18 protein-coding genes, 1 tRNA gene and 2 pseudogenes are annotated in these 18,542 nt (G+C 73.7%); 5 read left to right on the top strand and 16 right to left on the bottom strand.

Annotation, left to right across the window (positions count from 1 at the left end):
- Positions 1 to 66 precede the first annotated feature (66 nt).
- Positions 67 to 753: a histidine phosphatase family protein gene (locus ACIQ9G_RS26735; RefSeq protein WP_403614213.1), complete on the bottom strand. Its 687-nt coding sequence runs from the start codon at positions 751 to 753 to the stop codon at positions 67 to 69.
- 62 nt (positions 754 to 815) lie between these two features.
- On the opposite strand from ACIQ9G_RS26735, the gene ACIQ9G_RS26730 reads away from it, so the two are divergent.
- The gene (locus ACIQ9G_RS26730) at positions 816 to 1,820 is read left to right on the top strand and encodes a magnesium and cobalt transport protein CorA (RefSeq protein ID WP_403614210.1); all 1,005 of its coding nucleotides are present in this window, start codon (positions 816 to 818) and stop codon (positions 1,818 to 1,820) included.
- A gap of 34 nt (positions 1,821 to 1,854) precedes the next feature.
- Here the strand turns inward: ACIQ9G_RS26730 and ACIQ9G_RS26725 are convergent, their stop codons facing one another.
- Together ACIQ9G_RS26725 and ACIQ9G_RS26720 are read right to left on the bottom strand one after the other, a co-directional pair.
- Positions 1,855 to 2,643 carry a ferritin-like domain-containing protein gene (locus tag ACIQ9G_RS26725; RefSeq protein WP_403614207.1) on the bottom strand — a complete coding sequence of 263 codons (789 nt, stop codon included), beginning with the start codon at positions 2,641 to 2,643 and terminating at the stop codon, positions 1,855 to 1,857.
- A 214-nt stretch (positions 2,644 to 2,857) separates the two neighbouring features.
- On the bottom strand, positions 2,858 to 3,913 hold the full coding sequence (locus ACIQ9G_RS26720) for an LLM class F420-dependent oxidoreductase (RefSeq protein ID WP_403614204.1): 1,056 nt from the start codon (positions 3,911 to 3,913) through the stop codon (positions 2,858 to 2,860).
- 175 nt (positions 3,914 to 4,088) lie between these two features.
- On the opposite strand from ACIQ9G_RS26720, the gene ACIQ9G_RS26715 reads away from it, so the two are divergent.
- Both ACIQ9G_RS26715 and ACIQ9G_RS26710 read left to right on the top strand, forming a co-directional pair.
- A complete protein-coding gene (locus ACIQ9G_RS26715) occupies positions 4,089 to 5,072 on the top strand; it encodes an aldo/keto reductase (RefSeq protein ID WP_403614201.1) in 984 nt (327 codons plus the stop codon).
- Positions 5,069 to 7,444 carry an ATP-binding domain-containing protein gene (locus tag ACIQ9G_RS26710; protein WP_403614199.1) on the top strand — a complete coding sequence of 792 codons (2,376 nt, stop codon included), beginning with the start codon at positions 5,069 to 5,071 and terminating at the stop codon, positions 7,442 to 7,444. The genes ACIQ9G_RS26715 and ACIQ9G_RS26710 overlap by 4 nt, the downstream gene beginning before the upstream one ends.
- Before the next feature lie 68 nt (positions 7,445 to 7,512).
- Here ACIQ9G_RS26710 and ACIQ9G_RS26705 read toward each other — a convergent pair whose 3' ends face one another.
- Entirely contained in the window at positions 7,513 to 8,289 is a 777-nt protein-coding gene (locus tag ACIQ9G_RS26705) for a hypothetical protein (RefSeq protein ID WP_403614197.1), read from the bottom strand.
- Between the two features lie 47 nt (positions 8,290 to 8,336).
- Here ACIQ9G_RS26705 and ACIQ9G_RS26700 point away from each other — a divergent pair, with 47 nt between their 5' ends.
- Positions 8,337 to 8,525, top strand: coding sequence for a DUF5703 family protein (locus tag ACIQ9G_RS26700; protein ID WP_392193645.1), 189 nt, complete (start codon positions 8,337 to 8,339; stop codon positions 8,523 to 8,525).
- A 107-nt stretch (positions 8,526 to 8,632) separates the two neighbouring features.
- On the opposite strand, the gene ACIQ9G_RS26695 is transcribed toward ACIQ9G_RS26700, so the two are convergent.
- The 3 genes from ACIQ9G_RS26695 to ACIQ9G_RS26685 form a co-directional block, all read right to left on the bottom strand.
- Complete coding sequence (locus ACIQ9G_RS26695; RefSeq protein WP_403614193.1) at positions 8,633 to 9,418, bottom strand: chaplin; 786 nt, start codon at positions 9,416 to 9,418, stop codon at positions 8,633 to 8,635.
- A gap of 191 nt (positions 9,419 to 9,609) precedes the next feature.
- Positions 9,610 to 9,843: a chaplin ChpH gene (gene chpH / locus ACIQ9G_RS26690; protein WP_403614191.1), complete on the bottom strand. Its 234-nt coding sequence runs from the start codon at positions 9,841 to 9,843 to the stop codon at positions 9,610 to 9,612.
- A 148-nt stretch (positions 9,844 to 9,991) separates the two neighbouring features.
- The gene (locus ACIQ9G_RS26685; protein WP_403614188.1) at positions 9,992 to 11,317 is read right to left on the bottom strand and encodes a M20/M25/M40 family metallo-hydrolase; all 1,326 of its coding nucleotides are present in this window, start codon (positions 11,315 to 11,317) and stop codon (positions 9,992 to 9,994) included.
- Positions 11,318 to 11,518: 201 nt separating this feature from the next.
- Here ACIQ9G_RS26685 and ACIQ9G_RS26680 point away from each other — a divergent pair.
- Positions 11,519 to 11,606: transfer RNA gene (locus tag ACIQ9G_RS26680), tRNA-Leu, on the top strand.
- Here ACIQ9G_RS26680 and ACIQ9G_RS26675 read toward each other — a convergent pair.
- The 9 genes and pseudogenes from ACIQ9G_RS26675 to ACIQ9G_RS26635 form a co-directional block, all read right to left on the bottom strand.
- On the bottom strand, positions 11,585 to 13,321 hold the full coding sequence (locus ACIQ9G_RS26675; RefSeq protein ID WP_403614184.1) for a peptide MFS transporter: 1,737 nt from the start codon (positions 13,319 to 13,321) through the stop codon (positions 11,585 to 11,587). The genes ACIQ9G_RS26680 and ACIQ9G_RS26675 overlap by 22 nt on opposite strands.
- A 5-nt stretch (positions 13,322 to 13,326) precedes the next feature.
- Positions 13,327 to 14,145 carry an SAM-dependent methyltransferase gene (locus ACIQ9G_RS26670; RefSeq protein ID WP_403614182.1) on the bottom strand — a complete coding sequence of 273 codons (819 nt, stop codon included), beginning with the start codon at positions 14,143 to 14,145 and terminating at the stop codon, positions 13,327 to 13,329.
- Between the two features lie 107 nt (positions 14,146 to 14,252).
- A complete protein-coding gene (locus ACIQ9G_RS26665) occupies positions 14,253 to 15,617 on the bottom strand; it encodes a cytochrome P450 (protein ID WP_403614180.1) in 1,365 nt (454 codons plus the stop codon).
- Between the two features lies 1 nt (position 15,618).
- Positions 15,619 to 15,960, bottom strand: coding sequence for an antibiotic biosynthesis monooxygenase family protein (locus tag ACIQ9G_RS26660; protein WP_403614177.1), 342 nt, complete (start codon positions 15,958 to 15,960; stop codon positions 15,619 to 15,621).
- On the bottom strand, positions 15,957 to 16,292 hold the full coding sequence (locus tag ACIQ9G_RS26655) for an antibiotic biosynthesis monooxygenase family protein (protein ID WP_403614174.1): 336 nt from the start codon (positions 16,290 to 16,292) through the stop codon (positions 15,957 to 15,959). Before ACIQ9G_RS26655 ends, ACIQ9G_RS26660 begins: the two co-directional genes overlap by 4 nt.
- Before the next feature lies 1 nt (position 16,293).
- Positions 16,294 to 17,043, bottom strand: a complete 750-nt coding sequence (locus tag ACIQ9G_RS26650) for an SDR family NAD(P)-dependent oxidoreductase (protein WP_403614171.1) — start codon at positions 17,041 to 17,043, stop codon at positions 16,294 to 16,296.
- Between the two features lie 32 nt (positions 17,044 to 17,075).
- Positions 17,076 to 17,786, bottom strand: a pseudogene (locus ACIQ9G_RS26645) (SDR family NAD(P)-dependent oxidoreductase); the annotation flags it as partial.
- 36 nt (positions 17,787 to 17,822) lie between these two features.
- Positions 17,823 to 18,272: pseudogene (locus ACIQ9G_RS26640) on the bottom strand (SRPBCC family protein); the annotation flags it as partial.
- Entirely contained in the window at positions 18,272 to 18,535 is a 264-nt protein-coding gene (locus ACIQ9G_RS26635; protein WP_402433643.1) for an acyl carrier protein, read from the bottom strand. The pseudogene ACIQ9G_RS26640 and the gene ACIQ9G_RS26635, both read right to left, overlap by 1 nt.
- Positions 18,536 to 18,542 lie beyond the last annotated feature (7 nt).

Here is an 18,542-nt window from a genome sequence, read left to right as displayed (position 1 = left end):
GGAGGGGAGGGGGGTGGTGACGGCCGCTGCGTCACCGTGACCGCTTCACCCTACTGCGGCCGACGATCACGGTGCGCCCGCGCCGCCCCCGACCGGTGCGTCGTCGCCCGGGGGCTCCTCGCGCGGCGCGAGGGACGCGAGATCGCCCGTGTCGCCGAGCCGCACGAGGAAGGGCCGCAGCCGGGTGTACCGGATCGCGGTGACCGAACAGGGTTCCACGGAGATCCGCTGGAACAGGTCGAGGTGAAGTCCGAGCGCGTCCGCGACGAGCGACTTGATGATGTCGCCGTGCGAGCACATGAGGTAGACCGCGTCGGCGCCGTGGTCGCGCTCCACGCGCGCGTTCCACTCGCGGACGGCCTCCGCGGCGCGGGTCTGCATCGCGCGCATCGACTCGCCGCCGGGGAAGGCCGCCGCCGAGGGGTGCGCCTGCACCACCTCCATCAGCGGCTCGTCCTTGAGCTCGGCGAGCTTGCGTCCGGACCAGTCGCCGTAGTGGCACTCCCCGATCCGCTCGTCGGTGTGTGCGGTCAGGCCGGGCCGGGCGTCGAGCAGCGGGCGCAGGGTCTCCTGGCAGCGCTGCAGCGGGCTCGTGACGACCTCGGCGACGGGCAGCTCGGCGAGCCGCGCGGGCAGCGCGGCGGCCTGCGCGGCCCCGCGTTCGTCCAGGGCGACGCCGGGCGTCCAGCCGGCGAGCAGTCCGGCAGTGTTGGCGGTGGAACGTCCGTGCCTAACGAGGATCAGCGTGGGCATGCGGCCCAGGGTAGGCGTAGGGGGAACACCGGCGGCGGCCGGGCGAAAGGAGGACACGCTCTGTGATCGTCGACTGTGCCATCTATCACGACGGGCACCGGACGGAGGGCCCCGAGGACTTCTCCGACGCACTCGACACGGCGCGGGCGGCAGGCGGCTTCGTCTGGATCGGCCTGCACGAGCCGAGCGAGAAGGAGTTCGAACACGTCACCGACGAGTTCGGGCTGCATCCGCTCGCCGTCGAGGACGCCCTGAAGGCGCACCAGCGGCCCAAGCTGGAGGTGTACGACGACTCGCTGTTCGTCGTGCTGAAGCCCGTGCTCTACGAGCCGCACAGCGACACGGTCTCCACCGGGGAGATCATGGTCTTCGTCGGCGACTCGTTCGTGGTGACGGTCCGCCACGGCGACGGCGGCGGGCTGGCCGCGGTGCGGCACCGGCTGGAGCAGGAGCCGGAGACGCTCGGCCGGGGCCCCACGTCCGTGCTGTACGCGATCTCCGACAGCGTGGTCGACCACTACCTCGACGTGGCGACCGAGCTCCAGACGGACCTGGAGGAGCTGGAGGCGGAGGTCTTCTCGCCGGACGGCGGCGGCTCGCGCCACACCGCGTCCCGGATCTACAACTTCAAGCGGCAGATCACCGAGTTCCGCCGGGCCACCGGACCGCTGGCGCTGCCCATGTCGCGGCTGGCGGGCACGGGCGCGGGCAGTACGTTCGGCACGGGCGTGCCCTTCGTGGAGGACCGGGCGCGGCCCTTCTTCCGCGACGTCAGCGACCACCTGACGCGCGTGAACGAGTCGGTGGAGAACCTGGACCGGCTGGTCTCCGACATCCTCTCGGCGCACCTCGCGCAGATCAGCGTCCAGCAGAACGACGACATGCGGAAGATCTCCTCCTGGGCCGCCATGGCCGCGATCCCCACCATGCTCGCCGGCGTCTACGGCATGAACTTCGACCACATGCCCGAGCTGCACTGGGTCTGGTCGTATCCGGCGGTGATCACGGTGATGGCGGTGATGGAGGTCCTGCTGTACCGGCTGTTCAAGCGGCGGGGCTGGCTGTGAGGAGTGCCGGGCCGCGGGGGTGTGCGCGGCGTGCTCAGACGAATTCCGGCGCCGGTGCGGCGGGCCCGCCGAGGGCGTCGCGCCGGTCCGGCATGGTCAGGCTCACCATGCGGTGCCAGCCCGCGAACCGCTCGTAGGCGTAGACGGCCCGGATGCCCGCCGCGAGCAGCGCCGACTTCGCCCGAGGCCAGCCGAGGATGCGCCCCATACGGGCCATGACGGCGAGGCTGACGTCGCGGTGGATCCGGATCTCGGCGAGCGCGCACACGCGCAGCGCCCGCTGGATTGTCCGGCCGTGCCCGGCGGCCGCGAGGCGCAGCAGTTCCTCGTGGCAGTAGGCGAGGTGGCTGTCCTCGTCGTGGGAGATCATCTTCACCGCGCGGCCCACGTCGGGGTGGTCGGCGAAGTACCGGCACAGCAGTTCCATCTGCTCCGAGGCGCGCTGTTCGGTGACCCGGCTGTGCGCCAGGTACACGACGATGTCCTCCTCGCTGAGCGGAGTGTCGCCCTTGAGCTTCTCGTGCGCGAGGCCGATGCCGTGCCGCTCCAGGAGCATCGTGTAGTCGGTCTCCTCGGGCACCGGGACGGGCTCCAGGCCGCGCTTGCGCAGCAGGGCCCGGAAGATCCTCCCGTGCTTGTCCTCGTCCGCCCCGTGGCGGGCGATCCTGGGCGCGAGGTCGCGCTCGGCGGGAGGCACCAGTGCGGCGATGCGTCCGTTCTCCCAGCCGCCCTGCGCCTCCCCGCTGGCCGCGATCGAGCAGAACAGCCGGAACGACTCGTCGTTGTCGAGGATCTCCTGGAACAGACTCTTCGCCGAAAGCATCGTGGCACCTCTCTGCCGGGCTCCGCGAAGAACGAGTCAAGTGCGGCCGGCAGGACCTCGCAACAGCACTGCCGGACCACTGCGCCGAACGGGGGAAGCACGAACTCGCGCCGGGGGCGTAACCGACCGGGGCCGCGGGCGTTGTTCTCCGTGACGGCCGTGGCGGGGAAGACCCCCGAGCCCCCACCACGGCCGCGGAAACCTCCCGCGCGGATCAGGCCAGCCCGGCGCGCTCCAGTGCCTCGGTGCCGGCGCGGAGCGCGGCCAGCCGCTCGTCCAGCGTGAAGCCGGCCGGGGCAAGCGTGAGGGTGGTCACCCCGGCCGCCGCGTAGGCCTTCATCCGGTCCGCGATCCGGTCCACGGACCCGAGCAGCGTGGTCCGGTCGATCAGCTCGTGCGGGACGGCGGCCGCGGCGCCCTCCTTGTCGCCGGACAGGTACTTGTCCTGGATCTCGGCGGCCTCCTTCTCGTACCCCATGCGCCGGGCGAGCTGGTTGTAGAAGTTCTGCTTGCGGCTGCCCATGCCGCCGACGTACAGGGCGGTGTAGGGGCGGAAGGTGTCGGCGAGGGCGGTGACGTCCTTGTCGTCGCCGAGGGCGAGCGGCAGGGTCGGGCAGACGTCGAAGCCCTCCAGGGTCTTCCCGGCCTTCTCCCGTCCGGCGCGCAGGTGCTTGACCGCCGTCTCCTCGAGGTGCTCGGCCGAGGGGAAGATGAGCAGCGCGCCGTCCGCGATCTCGCCGGTCTGCTCCAGGTTCTTCGGGCCGATCGCGGCGATGTAGAGGGGGATGTGCTCGCGCTCCGGGTGCACGGTCAGCTTGATCGGCTTGCCCGGCCCACCGGGCAGCGGCAGCGTCCAGTGCTCGCCCTCGTAGGTCAGCCGCTCGCGGGTCATCGCCTTCCGTACGATCTCGACGTACTCGCGGGTGCGGGCGAGCGGCTTGTCGAACTTGACGCCGTACCAGCCCTCGGACACCTGCGGCCCGGAGACGCCGAGGCCCAGCCGGAAGCGGCCGCCGGACAGCGAGTCCAGCGTGGCGGCGGTCATCGCCGTCATCGCGGGCTGCCGGGCGGGGATCTGGAAGATGGCCGAGCCCACGTCGATGCGCTCGGTCTGCGCCGCGACCCAGCTGAGGACGGTGGCCGCGTCCGAACCATAGGCCTCGGCCGCCCAGCACACGGCGTAGCCGAGCCGGTCCGCCTCCTGCGCCACCGCCAGATTGTCCGCGTCCATCCCGGCACCCCAGTAACCGAGGTTGATCCCGAGCTGCATCCGCATCCCCTTACCGATCAGTAACGTCCCTGTGCGGGGAACACTAGCGCGGGGTCCCCGGATACGGCAGGCCGTGGCCGGGCCGCGCCGTGTATCGAACGGCCGTCGCCCGGGAGGGAAATCGGTTGTCCACAGGCAGCCCACGGCCCACCACTGGCCAGTAATCTCGGCGTTCATGGAGCAGAGGCATCTCGGCCGTACGGGTCTGCGCGTGTCCCGCATCGGCCTCGGCACCCTCACCTGGGGCCGGGACACCGACGAGCACGACGCCGCGGACCTGCTGAAGGCGTTCTGGGAAGCGGGCGGCACCCTGGTCGACACCGCCGACGTGTACGGCGACGGCGAAGCCGAGTATCTGCTCGGGCGGCTCACCGAGGGGCTGGTCCCCCGCCGTGACCTGGTCATCTCGACGAAGGCGGGCGGTGTCGCGGACCCGGACCGCCGTTTCGACGGCTCCCGCGGCCACCTGCTCGCCGCCCTGGACGCCTCCCTCGCCCGGCTGGGCACGGACTACGTCGACCTCTGGCACGTCCACGCCTACGACCCCCACACGCCCCTGGAGGAGACCCTCCAGGCGCTCGACCTGGCCGTCAGCAGCGGCCGGGCGCGCTACGCCGGGGTGTCCGACTTCTGCGGCTGGCAGCTCGCCAAGGCGGCGACCTGGCAGCTCGCGGCGCCGGGCACGCGGACCCGGCTGGCCGGCACGCAGATGGAATATTCGCTGCTGCAGCGGGGTGTGGAGCGCGAGGTGCTGCCGGCCGCGCTCGACCTGGGCATCGGCCTGCTGCCCTCCTCCCCGCTCGGCCGCGGGGTGCTGACCGGCAAGTACCGCAATGGCACGCCCCCGGACTCGCGCGGCGCCTCGGACCATCTGGCGCCGTTCGTCGAGCCGTATCTCGACGACGCCGCGAGCCGCATCGTGGACGCCGTGACGACGGCGGCGGACGGGCTCGCGGTCAGCCCGCTCCAGGTGGCTCTCGCGTGGGTCCGGGACCGGCCCGGGGTGACCGCCCCGATCGTCGGCGCGCGCAACGCGCAGCAGCTCACGGCGGCGTTGTCAGTGGAGGCGCTTAGTCTTCCTGACGAGATCTGCCGGGCGCTCGACGACGTGTCGGCGCCCGTGCACCGCTATCCCGATCACGACTGGAGCACGCTGTGAGCACGGACCCGGAGACCACGGAGCAGGCCGAACCGGGGACCCCGGACACGGACTCGGCGGCCGAGGGAGCGGACGTGGCGGAGCCCGGTTCGGTGGCCGAGGGAGCCGAGTCGGCGGACGCCGGTAGGGCGGCCGAGGGAGCGGACGTGGCGGGCGGCCGTCCGGCGGCGGGAGACACCGCCCCCTCGGACACCGACCCCGAGCCCGAGGGGGCGGACGAGGCGGAACCCGGTACGGCGGCCGAGGGAGCGGACGTGGCGGGCGCCGAACCGGCGGGCGGGGACGCCGGGGGGCCGTCCGAGGCCGAGGCCGAGCTCGCGGCTCAGCGGGTCGAGCGGGAGCGGATCGCGCGGCGCAAGGCCGAGAAGAAGGGGCCGGTCGAGAGCGGGTCGAAGCTCAGCGGCAAGGCGGCCGACCTCCTCGCCGCGGTGCGGGCCGTGGAGGGCGGCGAGAAGTCCGTGGCCGGCGTCTTCGCCGAGCCGGAGCCCACGCCGCGCCGTGCCGCCCCGGAACCGGCCCGGCGTCCGAGGCCGGTCCCGGCCGAGACCGCCGCCGTGCCCGCGGCGCCCGCGGCCGTGTCGCCCGAGGCGGTGGACGTGGTGCGCCGGGTGCTCGCCGAGGGCGGCGCCCCGGAGGCGCTCGCCCCGCAGGCCGCGGCGGTCCTCGGTGCGGGCGCGGACGACCGGCTGCGCGCCGACCCCTGGCTGCTGCTGCGCGTGACCGGCGTACGGCCCGAGCAGGCCGACGGGTTCGCCCGGGCCCTGCTCGGCGCGGAGTGCGGCCCCGGCGACGAACGGCGCGGGCGGGCCTTCACCCTCTGGCTCCTGGAACAGGCGGCCCTCGCCGGGCACACCGCCCTGGAGGCGCCCGCGCTCACCGCCGCACTGGCCCAGCGGGGCGTCCCCGATCCGGACGCGGCCCTGCAGAGCACCCTGGCCGAGGGCGAGGCCCTGGTCTTCCAGGACGCCCTGGAGGAGCCGGGCACCCCGGCGCGGCAGCGGGCGGCGGCACCGGACGAGGAGGACGACGCCGGCGGCGAGGCGGAGGAGGACCGCCCGGTGCGCGTCCTGGTCGGCCTGGAACGGTACGCGCTGGCAGAGGAGAGCCTGGCCGACGGACTGGCCAGGCTGGTCAACTCCGTGCCCAAGGAGGACGGTTCGGCCGAGGGCTGGGAGCGTGCCGCGTCCGCCGCGCGCGGTTCCGCCGCCGAGCTGATCCGCGCGGTCGCCGGCCACGGCCTGGTGCTGCACACCGGCGGCGAGGCCTCCCGCGCCGAGCCGGCGCGGCTGGTCCACGAGGCGCACGGTCTCGGCCTGCGTGCCTGGGCCGCCGTGCACGGCCCGCTCGGCCGGGACGCCTTCGCGGCGCTCCTGGCGCCGTCCGGCCGCCCGGACGGACCCGCGGAACCGGCCGCGCACCCCGTCGCCACGGTGGCCGGCCTCCTGTCCGGCGCCGAGGGGCCCGGCCGGGACACGGACGGCGCGCTCGACCTCGACCTCCTCGTCGTACTCGACGCCCCTCAGCTGGACGTCGAGACGGCGGCCCTGCTGGTGGAGTCGCTGCCGGACGGGGCCCGGCTGGTGCTGGCCGGGGATCCGGCGGTGCTGTGGTCCGTGGGGCCCGGGCGGGTCTTCGCGGATCTGCTGGCGGCGCGGGTGTCCCCGCAGATCGCCTCGCGGACGCCGGACCCGGGTCCGCTGGGCGAGCTGGTCTCGGGCATCGGCGTCGGTGAGCTGCCCCAGGTGGCGGCGCCCGGCAAGGAGGTCGTGATCGTTCCGGTGCGGGACGCGGGCGAGGCCGTGCACCGGACCGTGCAGCTCGTCGCGGACTCGGTGCCCCGGGCGATCGGCGTCCCCGCCGGGCAGACGGTGGTGATCACGCCGGGTCACGGCGGCGCCGCGGGTACCCGCGCGCTGAACGCGGCGCTCAAGGAGCGGCTCAACCCGGGCCCCGGCCGCTTCGGCGGCTTCGACCCGGGCGACCGCGTCGCCTACTCCCCCGCCCCCGGCCGCACCCTGCCCGGTGAGGTGGTGGGGGCCGACACCGAGGGGCTGCACCTGTCCTGCGCCGGGGCCGCCGTGGTCGTACCGAGGGAGCGGGTCGACGGCTGCGTGCGGCACGGGTGGGCGCTGACCGCCCATCAGGCCGCGGGGGGCCGGTGGCCGGCGGCGGTCGTGGTGCTGCCCGGGGACGCGGCGCAGGCGCTGAGTCGCCCGTGGGTCTACACGGCGTTCAGCCGGGCGAGCCGCCATCTGTCCGTGGTGCAGGGCGTGGAGCAGGCGCTGCCGAGAGCCGTGGCCGAGGTCCCGGCCCGGCCCCGCACGACCCGGCTGCCCGTGCTGCTCGCAACGCAGGTGCCCGCGGCCGGCTGAGAGCACGGACGAGGGCGGTGGCCGCGGGACGCCCTCCCGTGGCCACCGCCCTCGTCGGGCACCCGGACTCAGCGGTCCGCGTCGAGCGGCTCCAGGTCCTCGTCCTCGTCGAGATGCGTGTCGAACTCGGTGTCGAGGTCGTCAACCAGGTCGTCGGGCGCCTCGTCGTCGATGTCGTCTTCCGGGTCTTCCGGGTCGTCCCCGTCGTCCTCGTCGTCCTCGTCGTCGGCGTCCGGATCCTCGTCGAAGACCGCGCTGACGTCGAAGCGGCACACCACCGCCTCCGGGTCGACGTGCTCGAAGGGCGCCTCCAGCCAGTCGCCGGGGTCGGCGGGCTCGTCCGAGGCCGTGACCCAGAGGGTCGAGTCGCCCTCCTCCAGGCCGAACTCCTTGTGTCTGGAGGCGATCTCGTCCGGTTCGAACTCGCCGAACAGTATGCCGAGCGCCCCGTGGACCGTGTCCGAGGCATCCCCGCCGAGGCTCGCGCCGACCTGGGAGTCGGCCGCCTCCACCCGCTGGGCCTGGGCCCGCAGCCGCTGCGGCTCGACCACGGCGTAGTCGCGGCGGATCAGCACACTGATCGCGTTCGGTTCCTCGGGGCCCGCGTACGGCGGCAGCGCGTCGTCACCGGGGATCTCGAAGGGCGTGACCTCGTCGTAACGGTCGTAGAGCAGTTCGTCGTACACCTCTGCGGCCGCGGCCAGCTGGTTGAACGCCTCGTAGACGGCCGGGTCGTCCTCTCCCGACCTGCGTTCGACCGCGGCCAGGTGGCGGTCGAGCGCGGTCTTGACCGCCTCGGCGGCGGCGCGTACCTCGGCAGCGGTGGGCTGCGCAGCATCAGACATAGTGCAGACGCTATCCGTACCGGGCCCCAGCCCGCACAATAGATGCGATGCCGGAATACGAATTTGTCGACGTGTACCTACCGCGCGGGGTGTCCCGCAAGGAGACGACCCGCCTGCTCACGGACCGTGCCGAGTACGGGCACTGGGAGTTGTACCGTCTGAGCCTGCTGCGCGACGGCAGCCGCAGGGTGCGGCTGCGTCGGCGGATCATCCGCCAGGTGCGCGCCACGTGGTGAGCCGAGACGGTCCGGACACCAGCGGGCCCCGCCTGACGCGGGGCCCGCTCTGTCATGTGCGCCGCGACCCGGTCGGGCCGACGCGGCCCGGCTAGGCCGAGGCCCGGTCAGACCGAAGCCCGCCGCGCCCTGCGGTACAGCACGACGCCGGCCAGCAGCGCCCCGGCACCCGCGGGCAGCGCGACGCCCATCGGCAGGTCGCTGCCGGTGTGGGCGAGCTGCGCGCCGCCGTGCGGAGCGGCGACGGACTGCGCGCCGGGGTGGTTGACGTGGGACGACGAGCCGCCCGGCGTCCGGCCGCCCGTGCTGGGCGGGGTGCCCGGGTTCCCTGGTGTGCCCGGGTTCCCGGGCTGTCCCGGCTGACCGGGGTTGCCGGGCTGTCCCGGGTTGCCCGGCTGACCGGGCTGACCCGGCGTCCCGGGCGGGTTGCCGGAGCCGCCGCCGGGGGGCGTGTGGTGCCCGCCGCCCGCGTTGCCGCAGGTGTTGCCCGCGGCGGCGTTGCCCACGCCGATCACGTCGGCGCTGTTGCCGCAGACGTTCACCGGCACGTCGATCGGCGCCTGGACGTGATTGCCGGAGCCGACGCCCGGCGAGCCGCCGGTGTGCCCGCCCGCGTGCGCTCCGCCGCCGGAGTCGCCGTGCCCGGCGTCGCCGTGGTTGGCGCATGTGTTGCCTGCCGCCGGGTTGAGCAGCCCGACGATGTCGACGGTGTTGCCGCAGACGTTCACCGGCACGTGCACCGGTGCCTGCACGGTGTTGCCGGACAGCACGCCCGGCGAGTGGGACGCGGCGCCGCTGGCGCCCGCGTCGGCGTGGGCGTAGCCGCCCGCGGCGGCGAGCACGCCGGTGGCGGCGGCCACGGTCATCAGGCCCTTGCGGGTGACCTGTCGCATGGTGATGAAATCCCTGCCTTCGACCTTTTTCACGAACCTTCCGGAAACGCGCGCCGCACCCTGATAGAAGGGAATGCCGTCGCGCGACAGACCGGTCGGCCCCGGAGCGCATGGCGCGCGCTCCGGGGCCGACTGGTTCAGACCCCCCACGGAGCCGATGGAGTCAGACCCTCACGGGGCGGGGCACAACGTCAGCCGTTGATGCAGGTGTTGCCGAAGGTGGGGTTCAGGAGCCCGATCACGTTGACCGTGTTGCCGCAGACGTTCACCGGCACGTGGACGGGCACCTGGACGACGTTGCCGGAGAGGACACCCGGGGAACCCACGGCGGCACCCTGGGCACCGGAGTCGGCGACGGCCAGGCCGGCGCCCGCGAGAACCAGTCCGCCGGTGACAGCCGCGGCGGCGGCGATCTTCTTGATCATTATTCCTCCTCGTTGACAAAAGCGATCTCTCTCACTGATCGCGATACCTGTAACGAGGAGGGAGTAATGGAGCTACGAGCTTATGGTCGCATTCACTCTTCTCAAGTAACTCCCGCACACGCGGGCGATTACCGGGCAGGTCACGGCGTCACGACGCGTCGATGAAGCGGTCGAGGACGCGGACGCCGAACTTCAGGCCGTCGACGGGCACCCGCTCGTCGACGCCGTGGAACATGCCCGCGAAGTCCAGCTCCGGCGGCAGCTTCAGCGGCGCGAAGCCGAAGCCGCGGATGCCCAGGTCGTCGAAGGACTTGGCGTCCGTGCCGCCGGAGAGCATGTACGGGATGGCCTTGGCGGCCGGGTCCTCGGCCAGCAGCGCGGACTGCATCGCGTCCACCAGCGCACCGTCGAAGGAGGTCTCGACGGCCTTGTCGGCGTGCACGTCCTCGCGCCGGACCCGGGGGCCCAGGATCCGGTCGAGGTCGGCCAGGAACTCCTCCTCGAAGCCGGGCAGGAACCGCCCGTCCACGTGCGCCGTGGCCTCGCCGGGGATGACGTTGACCTTGTAGCCGGCGCCCAGCTGCGTGGGGTTGGCCGTGTTGCTCAGGGTCGCGCCGATGAGCTTGGCGATGCCGCCGAGCTTGGCGAGCGTCCCTTCCATGTTCTCCGGGTCCAGCTCGGTGCCGAGCGCGTCGCCGAGCTCGTCCAGGAAGGCCCGGGTCGTCTTGGTCACGCGGACCGGGAACCGGTGCCGGCCCAGGCGCGCCACGGCCTCGGACAGCTCGGTGATCGCGTTGTCCCGGTGGATCATCGACCCGTGCCCGGCGGTGCCGGCCACGGTCAGCTTCATCCAGTGCATGCCCTTCTCGGCCGTCTGGATCAGGTAGAGCCGCCGCTGCTCGCTGACCGTGAAGGAGAACCCGCCGACCTCGCTGATCGCCTCGTTGACGCCCTCGAAGAGGTCCGGGTGGTGGTCGACGAGGTACCGGGCGCCGTACGTGCCGCCGGCCTCCTCGTCGGCGAGGAAGGCCAGCACGATGTCCCGCGGGGGCCTGCGGCCGCTGCGGAGCCGGTCGCGCACCACCGCGAGGGTCATCGCGTCCATGTCCTTCATGTCGACCGCGCCGCGGCCCCACACGCAGCCGTCCGCGACCTCGCCGGAGAAGGGGTGGTGGGTCCAGTCGGCGGCGTTGGCCGGTACGACGTCGGTGTGGCCGTGGATGAGCAGCGCGGGCCGCGAGGGGTCCTCGCCCTCGATGCGGGCCACGGTGGAGGCCCGGCCCGGGTGGGACTCGAAGATCCGCGGTTCGAGTCCCACCTCGGCGAGCTTCTCGGCGACGTACTCGGCGGCCCCGCGCTCGCCCGGGCCGGAGTGGTCGCCGTAGTTGCTGGTGTCGATCTGGATCAGCTCGCGGCAGAGGTCCACGACCTCGTCCTCGCCCGATACGCCCCTGGCCGTGTCCGTCTCGCTCACGCCGCTTCCTCCCGCTGGGTGCTGGTGGTCCACCTCGCGTGCCGGTGGTCCTCCTCATCCTCCCCCTCCCCCGCCGTCTCCCCAAGGCTGCCCCCGGCCCGTTCCGCGCCGTTCAGGCGGGGACGGGGGGTGATCGGGGCGGCCGGAAAGCCTGGTAATGTTTCCTTCGTCGCCGGGGAGAGCCCGCGCGGCAGACACCTTGTCCGGGTGGCGGAATGGCAGACGCGCTAGCTTGAGGTGCTAGTGCCCTTTATCGGGCGTGGGGGTTCAAGTCCCCCCTCGGACACCAGCTGAGACCCCTGTTGAGCAGGGGTCTTCTGCTTTTTGCGGCGATGGTGCGGCGAGCCCGCGTTCCAGCCGTCCGGCGGCGAGCGCGACGGCCGCGCCGACGGCCAGGACGAAGCCGCCGACGAGCAGGAAGTAGACGGAGAGCGGCAGTACGGCGGTGAGCCGGTAGAGCTGGCCGCCCACCACGACGCCGACCGCGCCGAAGAGCCCGTTCACCGCGAGGAAGCGGCCGGTGCTGCCGGGCGGGGCGACCTCCGCGGCCAGCGCCAGACCGGCCGGGGCGAGGGCGATCTCACCGCACGAGTACAGCAGGTAGACCAGCACCAGCCAGTACGGTCCGACCGGTCCGTCCTCGGCCAGGGACGCGGCGACGGACATCAGCAGGAAGCTCGTCCCCGCGGCGGCGAGGGCGCCGGCGAACTTCACCGGCGTCCGCGTGCCCGGGCCCGCGCGCCGCGCTAGCCGGGCCACGAACGGGGCGGCGAGCAGGACGAACAGCGGGTGCAGGGACTGGAACCAGCTGGCCGGGACCTCGAAACCGAGCAGCTCGCGGTCGGTGTCCCGCTCGGCGAACAGGCTGAGGGCCGATCCGCTCTGCGCGAAGATCATCCAGAAGGCGGAGGAGGCCGCCATCATGACGGCGAAGGCCCCGAGCCGCGCCCGCGCCGCGGAACCCGCTCCGGAGTCCCCCGCGGACCGGACGGCGGCCTGACCGGCCCCCTCCTGGGCCCCGCGGAAGCCCGGAACCACCCCGCCGCGGGCCCCGCGGGACGCCGGACCGGCCCCGCCGTCGCCGCCGCGGACCGCGGGAACCGCCCCGTCGTGGGGCCCGCCCTCGCCGGTGCCCAGGGTGGTGGGCGCGGGGCCCTCGCGGTCGAGGGTGCGGCGGAGGGTGCGGAGGTACGCGAAGGGCAGCGTGATCGTGGTCAGGCCGAGCGCGGCCAGTACCGCCTTGAGTGGCAGGGCGCCGAGGAGCGCCGGGGGTGCCAGCACCGCGCAGAGCACCGCGGCGGCGAGGGCGACCCGGCGGCGCACGGTCGCGGCCTCGGCCCGGGTGACCGGGCGGGCCGGCCGCGAGCCCACCGACCCCAGGCCGCGCAGCCCCAGGGAGAACTGCGCGAGCCCGGCCAGCATCCCGACGGCCGCCGCCGCGAAGCCCAGGTGCCAGGCGATCCGCTCGGCGAGCAGCCCGGTCACCACGGGCGCGATCAGCGCGCTCACCTGGATGCACACGTAGAACAGCGAGAAGTCGGCCTCGCGGCGGGCCCGCCCCGCGCCGCCGGCCTCGGCCACCATGGCGGCCAGGGCCGGCTTGACGAGGCCGGTCCCAGCGACGACCAGCAGCAGACCGGCGTAGAGCGTGCCCCGCGCGGGCGCCGCGAGCACCAGGTGGCCGCAGGCGATGAGCGCGCCGCCGAGCAGTACGGCCCGGCGCGCGCCCAGGACCCGGTCGGCGAGCCAGCCCCCGGGCAGCCCGGCCAGGAAGCACAGGGACATGTACGCCGCGAAGACGGCGGCCGCCGACTGCGACGCCATGCCCATGCCGCCCCGGTCCGCGGGCGCGGTGAGGTAGAGCACGAGGATCGCCGCCATCCCGAAGAAGCTGAAGCGCTCCCACAGGTCGACCGCGAGCAGGGCGCCGAACCCCCGGCGCCTTCCGCCGTGCCCGGACACGGATCCCGCGGCCGCCGGCGGCTCGGTGGAGGAACGGCGCACGCGGCTCACCCGGCCGGTTTGAGGGCCACTCCGGCCAGCATGGCGAGGTCCGGGTCGGGGCGCTCGCCGGGCTCGGGACGCCACAGGGGGGCGCGCACCACGCCGGGCGAGAGCAGGTCGAAGCCGTCGAAGAGGGCGGTGAGTTCGGCCGTGCTGCGCCAGATCACCTGGCTGACCGCGCCCCGGTACTGCTCGGCCGCCTCGGGGGCCGCCTGCGGCACCTCGTCGGCGCCGGCGTGGGAGAGGACCAGCGCGCTGCCGGGTGCCAGCGGGCCGGTGTACTGCCGGACCAGCTCCAGCGGGTCGTCGCCGTCCGGCACGAAGTGCAGTACGGCGGCGAGGATCAGCGCGACCGGGCGGTCGAAGTCGATCAGCCGGCGGGTGTCGTCCGCGTCCAGGATCTCCCGGGGCTTGTGCAGATCGCCCTGGAACACCGCCGCCCTGGGCTCGTCGGCGAGCAGGGCCCGGCCGTGGGCGACCGCCACCGGGTCGATGTCGACGTAGACGACGGTGCTGTCGGGGTGGGCGGCGAGCGCGACGTCGTGCACATTGCCCTCGGCGGGGATGCCGGAGCCGATGTCGAGGAACTGGCGGATGCCGAGGGCGGTCAGTTCGCGCACCGAGCGGCGCAGGAAGGCGCGGTTGGCCCGGAGGGTGGCCACGAGTTCCGGGTTGCCGGCCGAGACCCGGTCGCCGAGTTCGCGGTCGGCCGGGAAGTTGTGGGTGCCGCCGATCCAGTAGTCGTACACCCGGGCGATGCTCGGGGTGTCGATGTCCACCTCCGGCGGCGCCCAGCTGGGGCGTTCGGTGTCCAGACGTTCCACGTGTGTCTCCTGAGGTCGTTGGTGCGTCGGTGCGTCGGGGTGCGGGGGGGCGGGCTTCTCGGCGGCGGACGTCCGGTGCGCGGACGTCCGGTCGGACGGCGCCCGGGTCAGACGGTGTCCTCGCCGGTGAAGACGGGCAGTTCCTCCAGACCGCGCATCATCAGGCTGCTGCGCCAGCGCAGCCGGGAGGCGTCGGTGGCGAGCCGCAGCCCGGGGAAGCGGGCGAACAGGCGGCTGATGACGATCTGCCCTTCGAGGCGGGCCAGCGGGGCGCCCAGGCAGTGGTGGATGCCGTGGCCGAAGGCGACCGAGGCGCTGTGGGGGCGGCCGATGTCCAGCCGGTCGGGGTCGGGGTAGCGGGCCGGGTCGCGTCCGGCCGCGCCGAGCGAGATGGTGACGAACTCGCCCTCGGGGATGACCACGGAGCCGACCTCGACGGGTTCGGTGGTGAAGCGCCAGGTGGCGTTGGTGACGGGTCCGTCGTAGCGGAGGAACTCCTCCACGGCGGCCGGCCACAGCGAGGGGTCCGCGGCGAGCTGCTCGCGCACCCGGGGGTGGCCGAGCACGGCGAGGGTGCCGTTGCCGATGAGGTTGACGGTGGTCTCGTGGCCTGCGACGAGCAGCAGGAAGGCCATGGAGATCAGTTCGTCGTCGGAGAGCTGGTCGCCCTCGTCGCTGACCTGCACGAGGTCGCTGAGCATGTCGTCGGCGGGCTCGGCGCGCTTGCCGTCGATCAGCGCCCGCAGGTAGGCGATCATCGAGACGCTGGCGTCGCGCACCTCCTCGGTGCCCGCTCCGGAGACCAGCAGGTTGGACCAGCGGCGGAAGGAGGCCCGGTCGTCCGGGGGCACGCCGAGCAGCCAGCAGATGACCGTGAACGGCACCGGGAAGGCCAGAGCCTCCATCAGGTCCACAGTGCCGTCCGCCGCGATGTTCTCCAGCAGTTCGTCGGTGAGCCCGGTGATCCTCGGCCGCAGCGCCTCCACCCGGCGCGCGGTGAAGGCCCGGCCGACCAGCCGGCGCAGCCGGGTGTGGTCCGGCGGGTCGCTGTCCAACATGTGCATGCTGAGGACCTGGGGGAACTGGGCGTGGTCCCCCGCCTCGGCGAGGAAGGCCCGCTGTTTCTCCGGGTCGGCGAAGTTGCGCGGGATGAGGTCCTTGCCGACCCGCATGTCCTTGCTGAGGCGGGGGTCGGCGAGCAGTTCCCTGGCGTGCTCGTACCCGGTGACCAGCCAGGTGCGCAGGCCGTTGGGGGTGACGACGGGCACGGCCGGGGCGGTCTGCCGCAGCTCGGCGAGCGCCCGGTGCGGGTCCTGGTGGAAGGCCGGGGTGAACAGTTCGGCGGGCGGCGGGGGCGGGCTCTGCGCGGAGCTCTGTGCGGGGCTCTGCGCGGAGCTCTGGGCGGGGCTCTGCGCGGAGCTCTGGGCGGGGCTCTGGGCGGAGCTCTGGGCGGGGCTCTGGGCGGCGGGCATCTCAGGCTCCTTCCGGGGCGGACCGCGGGTGGCCGCCCTCGTAGCGGGCGAGCTCCCGGTAGATCTCGAACGGCCGGTCCCGCTCCAGGTCCCGGAACGGCCGCAGGGGCGCGGTCTGCTGCTTGTGGGCGGCGCCGCCCTCCCAGGCCGCGAAGGCGTCCCAGTCGGACCACCGGCTGACCACCACCAGGGCGCGCGGGTCGCCGACGGCGCGCAGCAGCCGGTTGCCGAGCAGTCCGGGCGTGCCCGCCATGCGCCGGCTGGCCTCGTGGTAGGCGCTCACGACCTGCTCGGCGTCGTCGCTGAGGTGGTGCAGCACCACTTCGACCGGGGCGGCGGTCACCGGATGTCCCGGGCGGAGCCGGCCGCGCCGGCGAGGGCGGCGACGACGTGCATCGTCGTCATGGAGCCGCCGCTGCGGTACGGGTGGAGCTTGCGGCGGTGCTCGACGTGGCGGTCGCTGGTCTCGAACTCGCGGAACAGCGGCTCGTTCACCCAGTCGCTGACGATGTAGTAGATGCCGTTCTCCTCGGCGCTGCGGGACAGCCACTGCCCGAGGTTGGCGGGGTGGTCGGTGACGGAGTCGCCGACCTCCAGCCACACCTTCTCGAAGTCGTCCTCCATGCCGGGCCGGATCTCCATGCGGAGCATGACCCGGAAGACCTGGTCGGCCATGTCAGATGCCCCCGTCGACGTTGAGCGTCTCGCCGGTGATGTACGCGGCGTGCTCGCTGAGCAGGAACAGCACGGGCCCGGCGAGTTCGTCGACGGTGCCGAGGCGGGCGAGGGCGGTCTTCTGCGCGTAGGTGGCCCGCAGACCCGCGGCGCGTTCGGCGGGCATCGCGTCGAAGGCCTCGGTCTCGATGACGCCGGGCGCGACGACGTTGACCCGGATGCCGCGGGGGCCGAGTTCCTTGGCGAGGGAGCGGGTCAGGCCGGTCATGGCCGCCTTGGCGGCGGTGTAGTGGGCGCGCAGCGGTATGCCCGCGGCGGCGCCGCGCGAGCCGATGTTCACCACCGAGGAGCCGGCGCCGAGCAGCGGGAGCGCCTGCTGGATGACCCGGTAGGCGGCGGTGAGGTTGGTGTCGATGATCCGGGACCACTCCTCGGCGGGCAGGTCCGCGAAGGGGATGTGGCTGATCACGCCCGCGTTGTTGACGACGCCGTCGAGCCGGCCGTAGCGGTCCTTGACCTCGCCGAGGAGCCGGTCGACCTCGGCGGTGTCGCCGACGTCGGCGCGCAGTACGTGGTGGTCGCCGGCGGTCTCCTTCAGGGCGGCGGTCAGCGTGTCGACGGCCTCGCTCTCCTGCCGGTGGCAGGTGATGACGTCGGCTCCGGCGCGGGCGGCGGCGAGCACGATGCCGCGGCCGATGCCCCGGCTGCCGCCGGTGACGAGGAGCTTCTTGCCGTGCAGTGCGAATTCCACGGGATGTCCCTTCCGTTGCTGGGGGTTGCGGGTCACACGCAGCCGTCGACGTGGATGTTCTGGCCGGTGACGTAGGCGGCTTCGTCGCTGACGAGGAACAGCACCGTGCGGGCGATGTCGTCGACGGTGCCGAGCCGGCCGAGTGCGGTGAAGGAGGAGAAGGTCCGGCGCTCCCGCTCGGCGTCCTCCTCGGGCAGGTCGTCGAGCGCCTCGGTGGCGATGCGGCCGGGTGAGACGGTGTTGACGCGGATGCCCCGCGGGCCGAGTTCGCGGGCGAGGGAGCGGGTCATGCCGACCAGGGCGGACTTCACCGCCGTGTAGTGGACGCCTCCGGCCATGCCGATGAAGGCCACCGTGGAGCCGATGTTCACCACCGAGGAGCCCTCGCCCAGCAGGGGCAGGGTGCGCCGGGTCACCAGGTGGGTGGCGGTCAGGTTGCCCTGGAGGGTGGCGGCCCACTGGGCGTCGTCCAGGTCCGCGTATGGCGCGGGCCGGAAGGCGCCCGCGTTGTTGACGACCGCGTCGAGCCGGCCGACGCTCGCCTCGCACTCGGCGATCAGCCGGTCCACGTCCGACGGGTCGGCCGCGTCGGCCCGCACCACCTGGTGCTTGCCGGGGGTCCGGGCGAGTTCCTGCTCCAGGGAGGCGACGGCCGGGCCGGGGGTGCGGTAGCAGGTGACGACGTCGGCTCCGGCGCGGGCGGCGGCGAGCACGACGCCGCGGCCGATGCCCCGGCTGCCGCCGGTCACCAGCAGCCGCCTGCCCTCCAGTTGCCGGGCGGCCCGGGCGGCGGCCTCCACCTTGGCCTTGATCAGCCGCATCTGCACGGCGGTGTTGCGGTTGAGGCGCTCGGTCATCCCGGCGTCGTCGACGGGGGCCCCGGGCTTCATCGCGAAGTCCTGGATCCAGCGCATCCGGACGCCGTCGGGCCGCTGCTCGTACTCCCAGCGGATGTTCATGTACGCGAAGGGCCCGGTCTCCACCCGGCGGGCGGTGACGGTGCGGGTGGCGGGGTCCGGGGTGCGTTCGGAGACCCAGCTCCAGACCGTGCCGTTCTCGTCGGGGTGCAGGGCGAGGCGGAAGGTGACCGTGTCGCCGTCGCGTCCGAGGATCTCGGCGGACGCGTACTCGCTGAACAGCCGCGGCCAGGAGGCCACGTCGTTGGTCATCGACCACACCAGGTCCATGGGCGCGTCGACGACGATCTCGTTGTCGGTGTGTCCGGCCATCAGACGCGCACCTCCGCGAGCCGGGCGTGCACGTAGGCGAGGGCCTCGCGCGGGGTCTGGGTGTGCTCGAGGTCGCCGTCGGGGATCTCGATGCCGTACTCGCGCTCGATGCGGTTGGCGAGTTCCAGCAGGGCGAGGGAGTCGTATCCGAGGTTGGCGAACGCGGTGTCGGCGAAGTCCGCGCCGTCCAGGTCGGTCTGTTCGTCGACGCCCGCGCTCGCGCGCAGGATGCGCCGGATGTCGTCGAGGGTGAACTCGGCCATGGTGGGC

This window comes from Streptomyces sp. NPDC096152, assembly GCF_044763235.1.
In the GTDB taxonomy this organism is placed as follows: domain Bacteria; phylum Actinomycetota; class Actinomycetes; order Streptomycetales; family Streptomycetaceae; genus Streptomyces.
The sequence above is the reverse complement of the archived record's forward strand: the minus strand, read 5'-3'. Positions and strand labels throughout refer to the sequence as shown.

Excerpts from the sequence above, each read along its gene's own strand:
- ACIQ9G_RS26735 (WP_403614213.1), bottom strand. The coding sequence starts at position 753 with ATGCCCACGCTGATCCTCGTTAGGCACGGACGTTCCACCGCCAACACT.
- ACIQ9G_RS26725 (WP_403614207.1), bottom strand. The coding sequence starts at position 2,643 with ATGCTTTCGGCGAAGAGTCTGTTCCAGGAGATCCTCGACAACGACGAG.
- ACIQ9G_RS26720 (WP_403614204.1), bottom strand. The coding sequence starts at position 3,913 with ATGCAGCTCGGGATCAACCTCGGTTACTGGGGTGCCGGGATGGACGCG.
- ACIQ9G_RS26715 (WP_403614201.1), top strand. The coding sequence starts at position 4,089 with ATGGAGCAGAGGCATCTCGGCCGTACGGGTCTGCGCGTGTCCCGCATC.
- ACIQ9G_RS26705 (WP_403614197.1), bottom strand. The coding sequence starts at position 8,289 with ATGTCTGATGCTGCGCAGCCCACCGCTGCCGAGGTACGCGCCGCCGCC.
- ACIQ9G_RS26700 (WP_392193645.1), top strand. The coding sequence starts at position 8,337 with ATGCCGGAATACGAATTTGTCGACGTGTACCTACCGCGCGGGGTGTCC.
- ACIQ9G_RS26695 (WP_403614193.1), bottom strand. The coding sequence starts at position 9,418 with ATGCGACAGGTCACCCGCAAGGGCCTGATGACCGTGGCCGCCGCCACC.
- chpH (WP_403614191.1), bottom strand. The coding sequence starts at position 9,843 with ATGATCAAGAAGATCGCCGCCGCCGCGGCTGTCACCGGCGGACTGGTT.
- ACIQ9G_RS26665 (WP_403614180.1), bottom strand. The coding sequence starts at position 15,617 with ATGCCCGCCGCCCAGAGCCCCGCCCAGAGCTCCGCCCAGAGCCCCGCC.
- ACIQ9G_RS26655 (WP_403614174.1), bottom strand. The coding sequence starts at position 16,292 with ATGGCCGACCAGGTCTTCCGGGTCATGCTCCGCATGGAGATCCGGCCC.
- ACIQ9G_RS26635 (WP_402433643.1), bottom strand. The coding sequence starts at position 18,535 with ATGGCCGAGTTCACCCTCGACGACATCCGGCGCATCCTGCGCGCGAGC.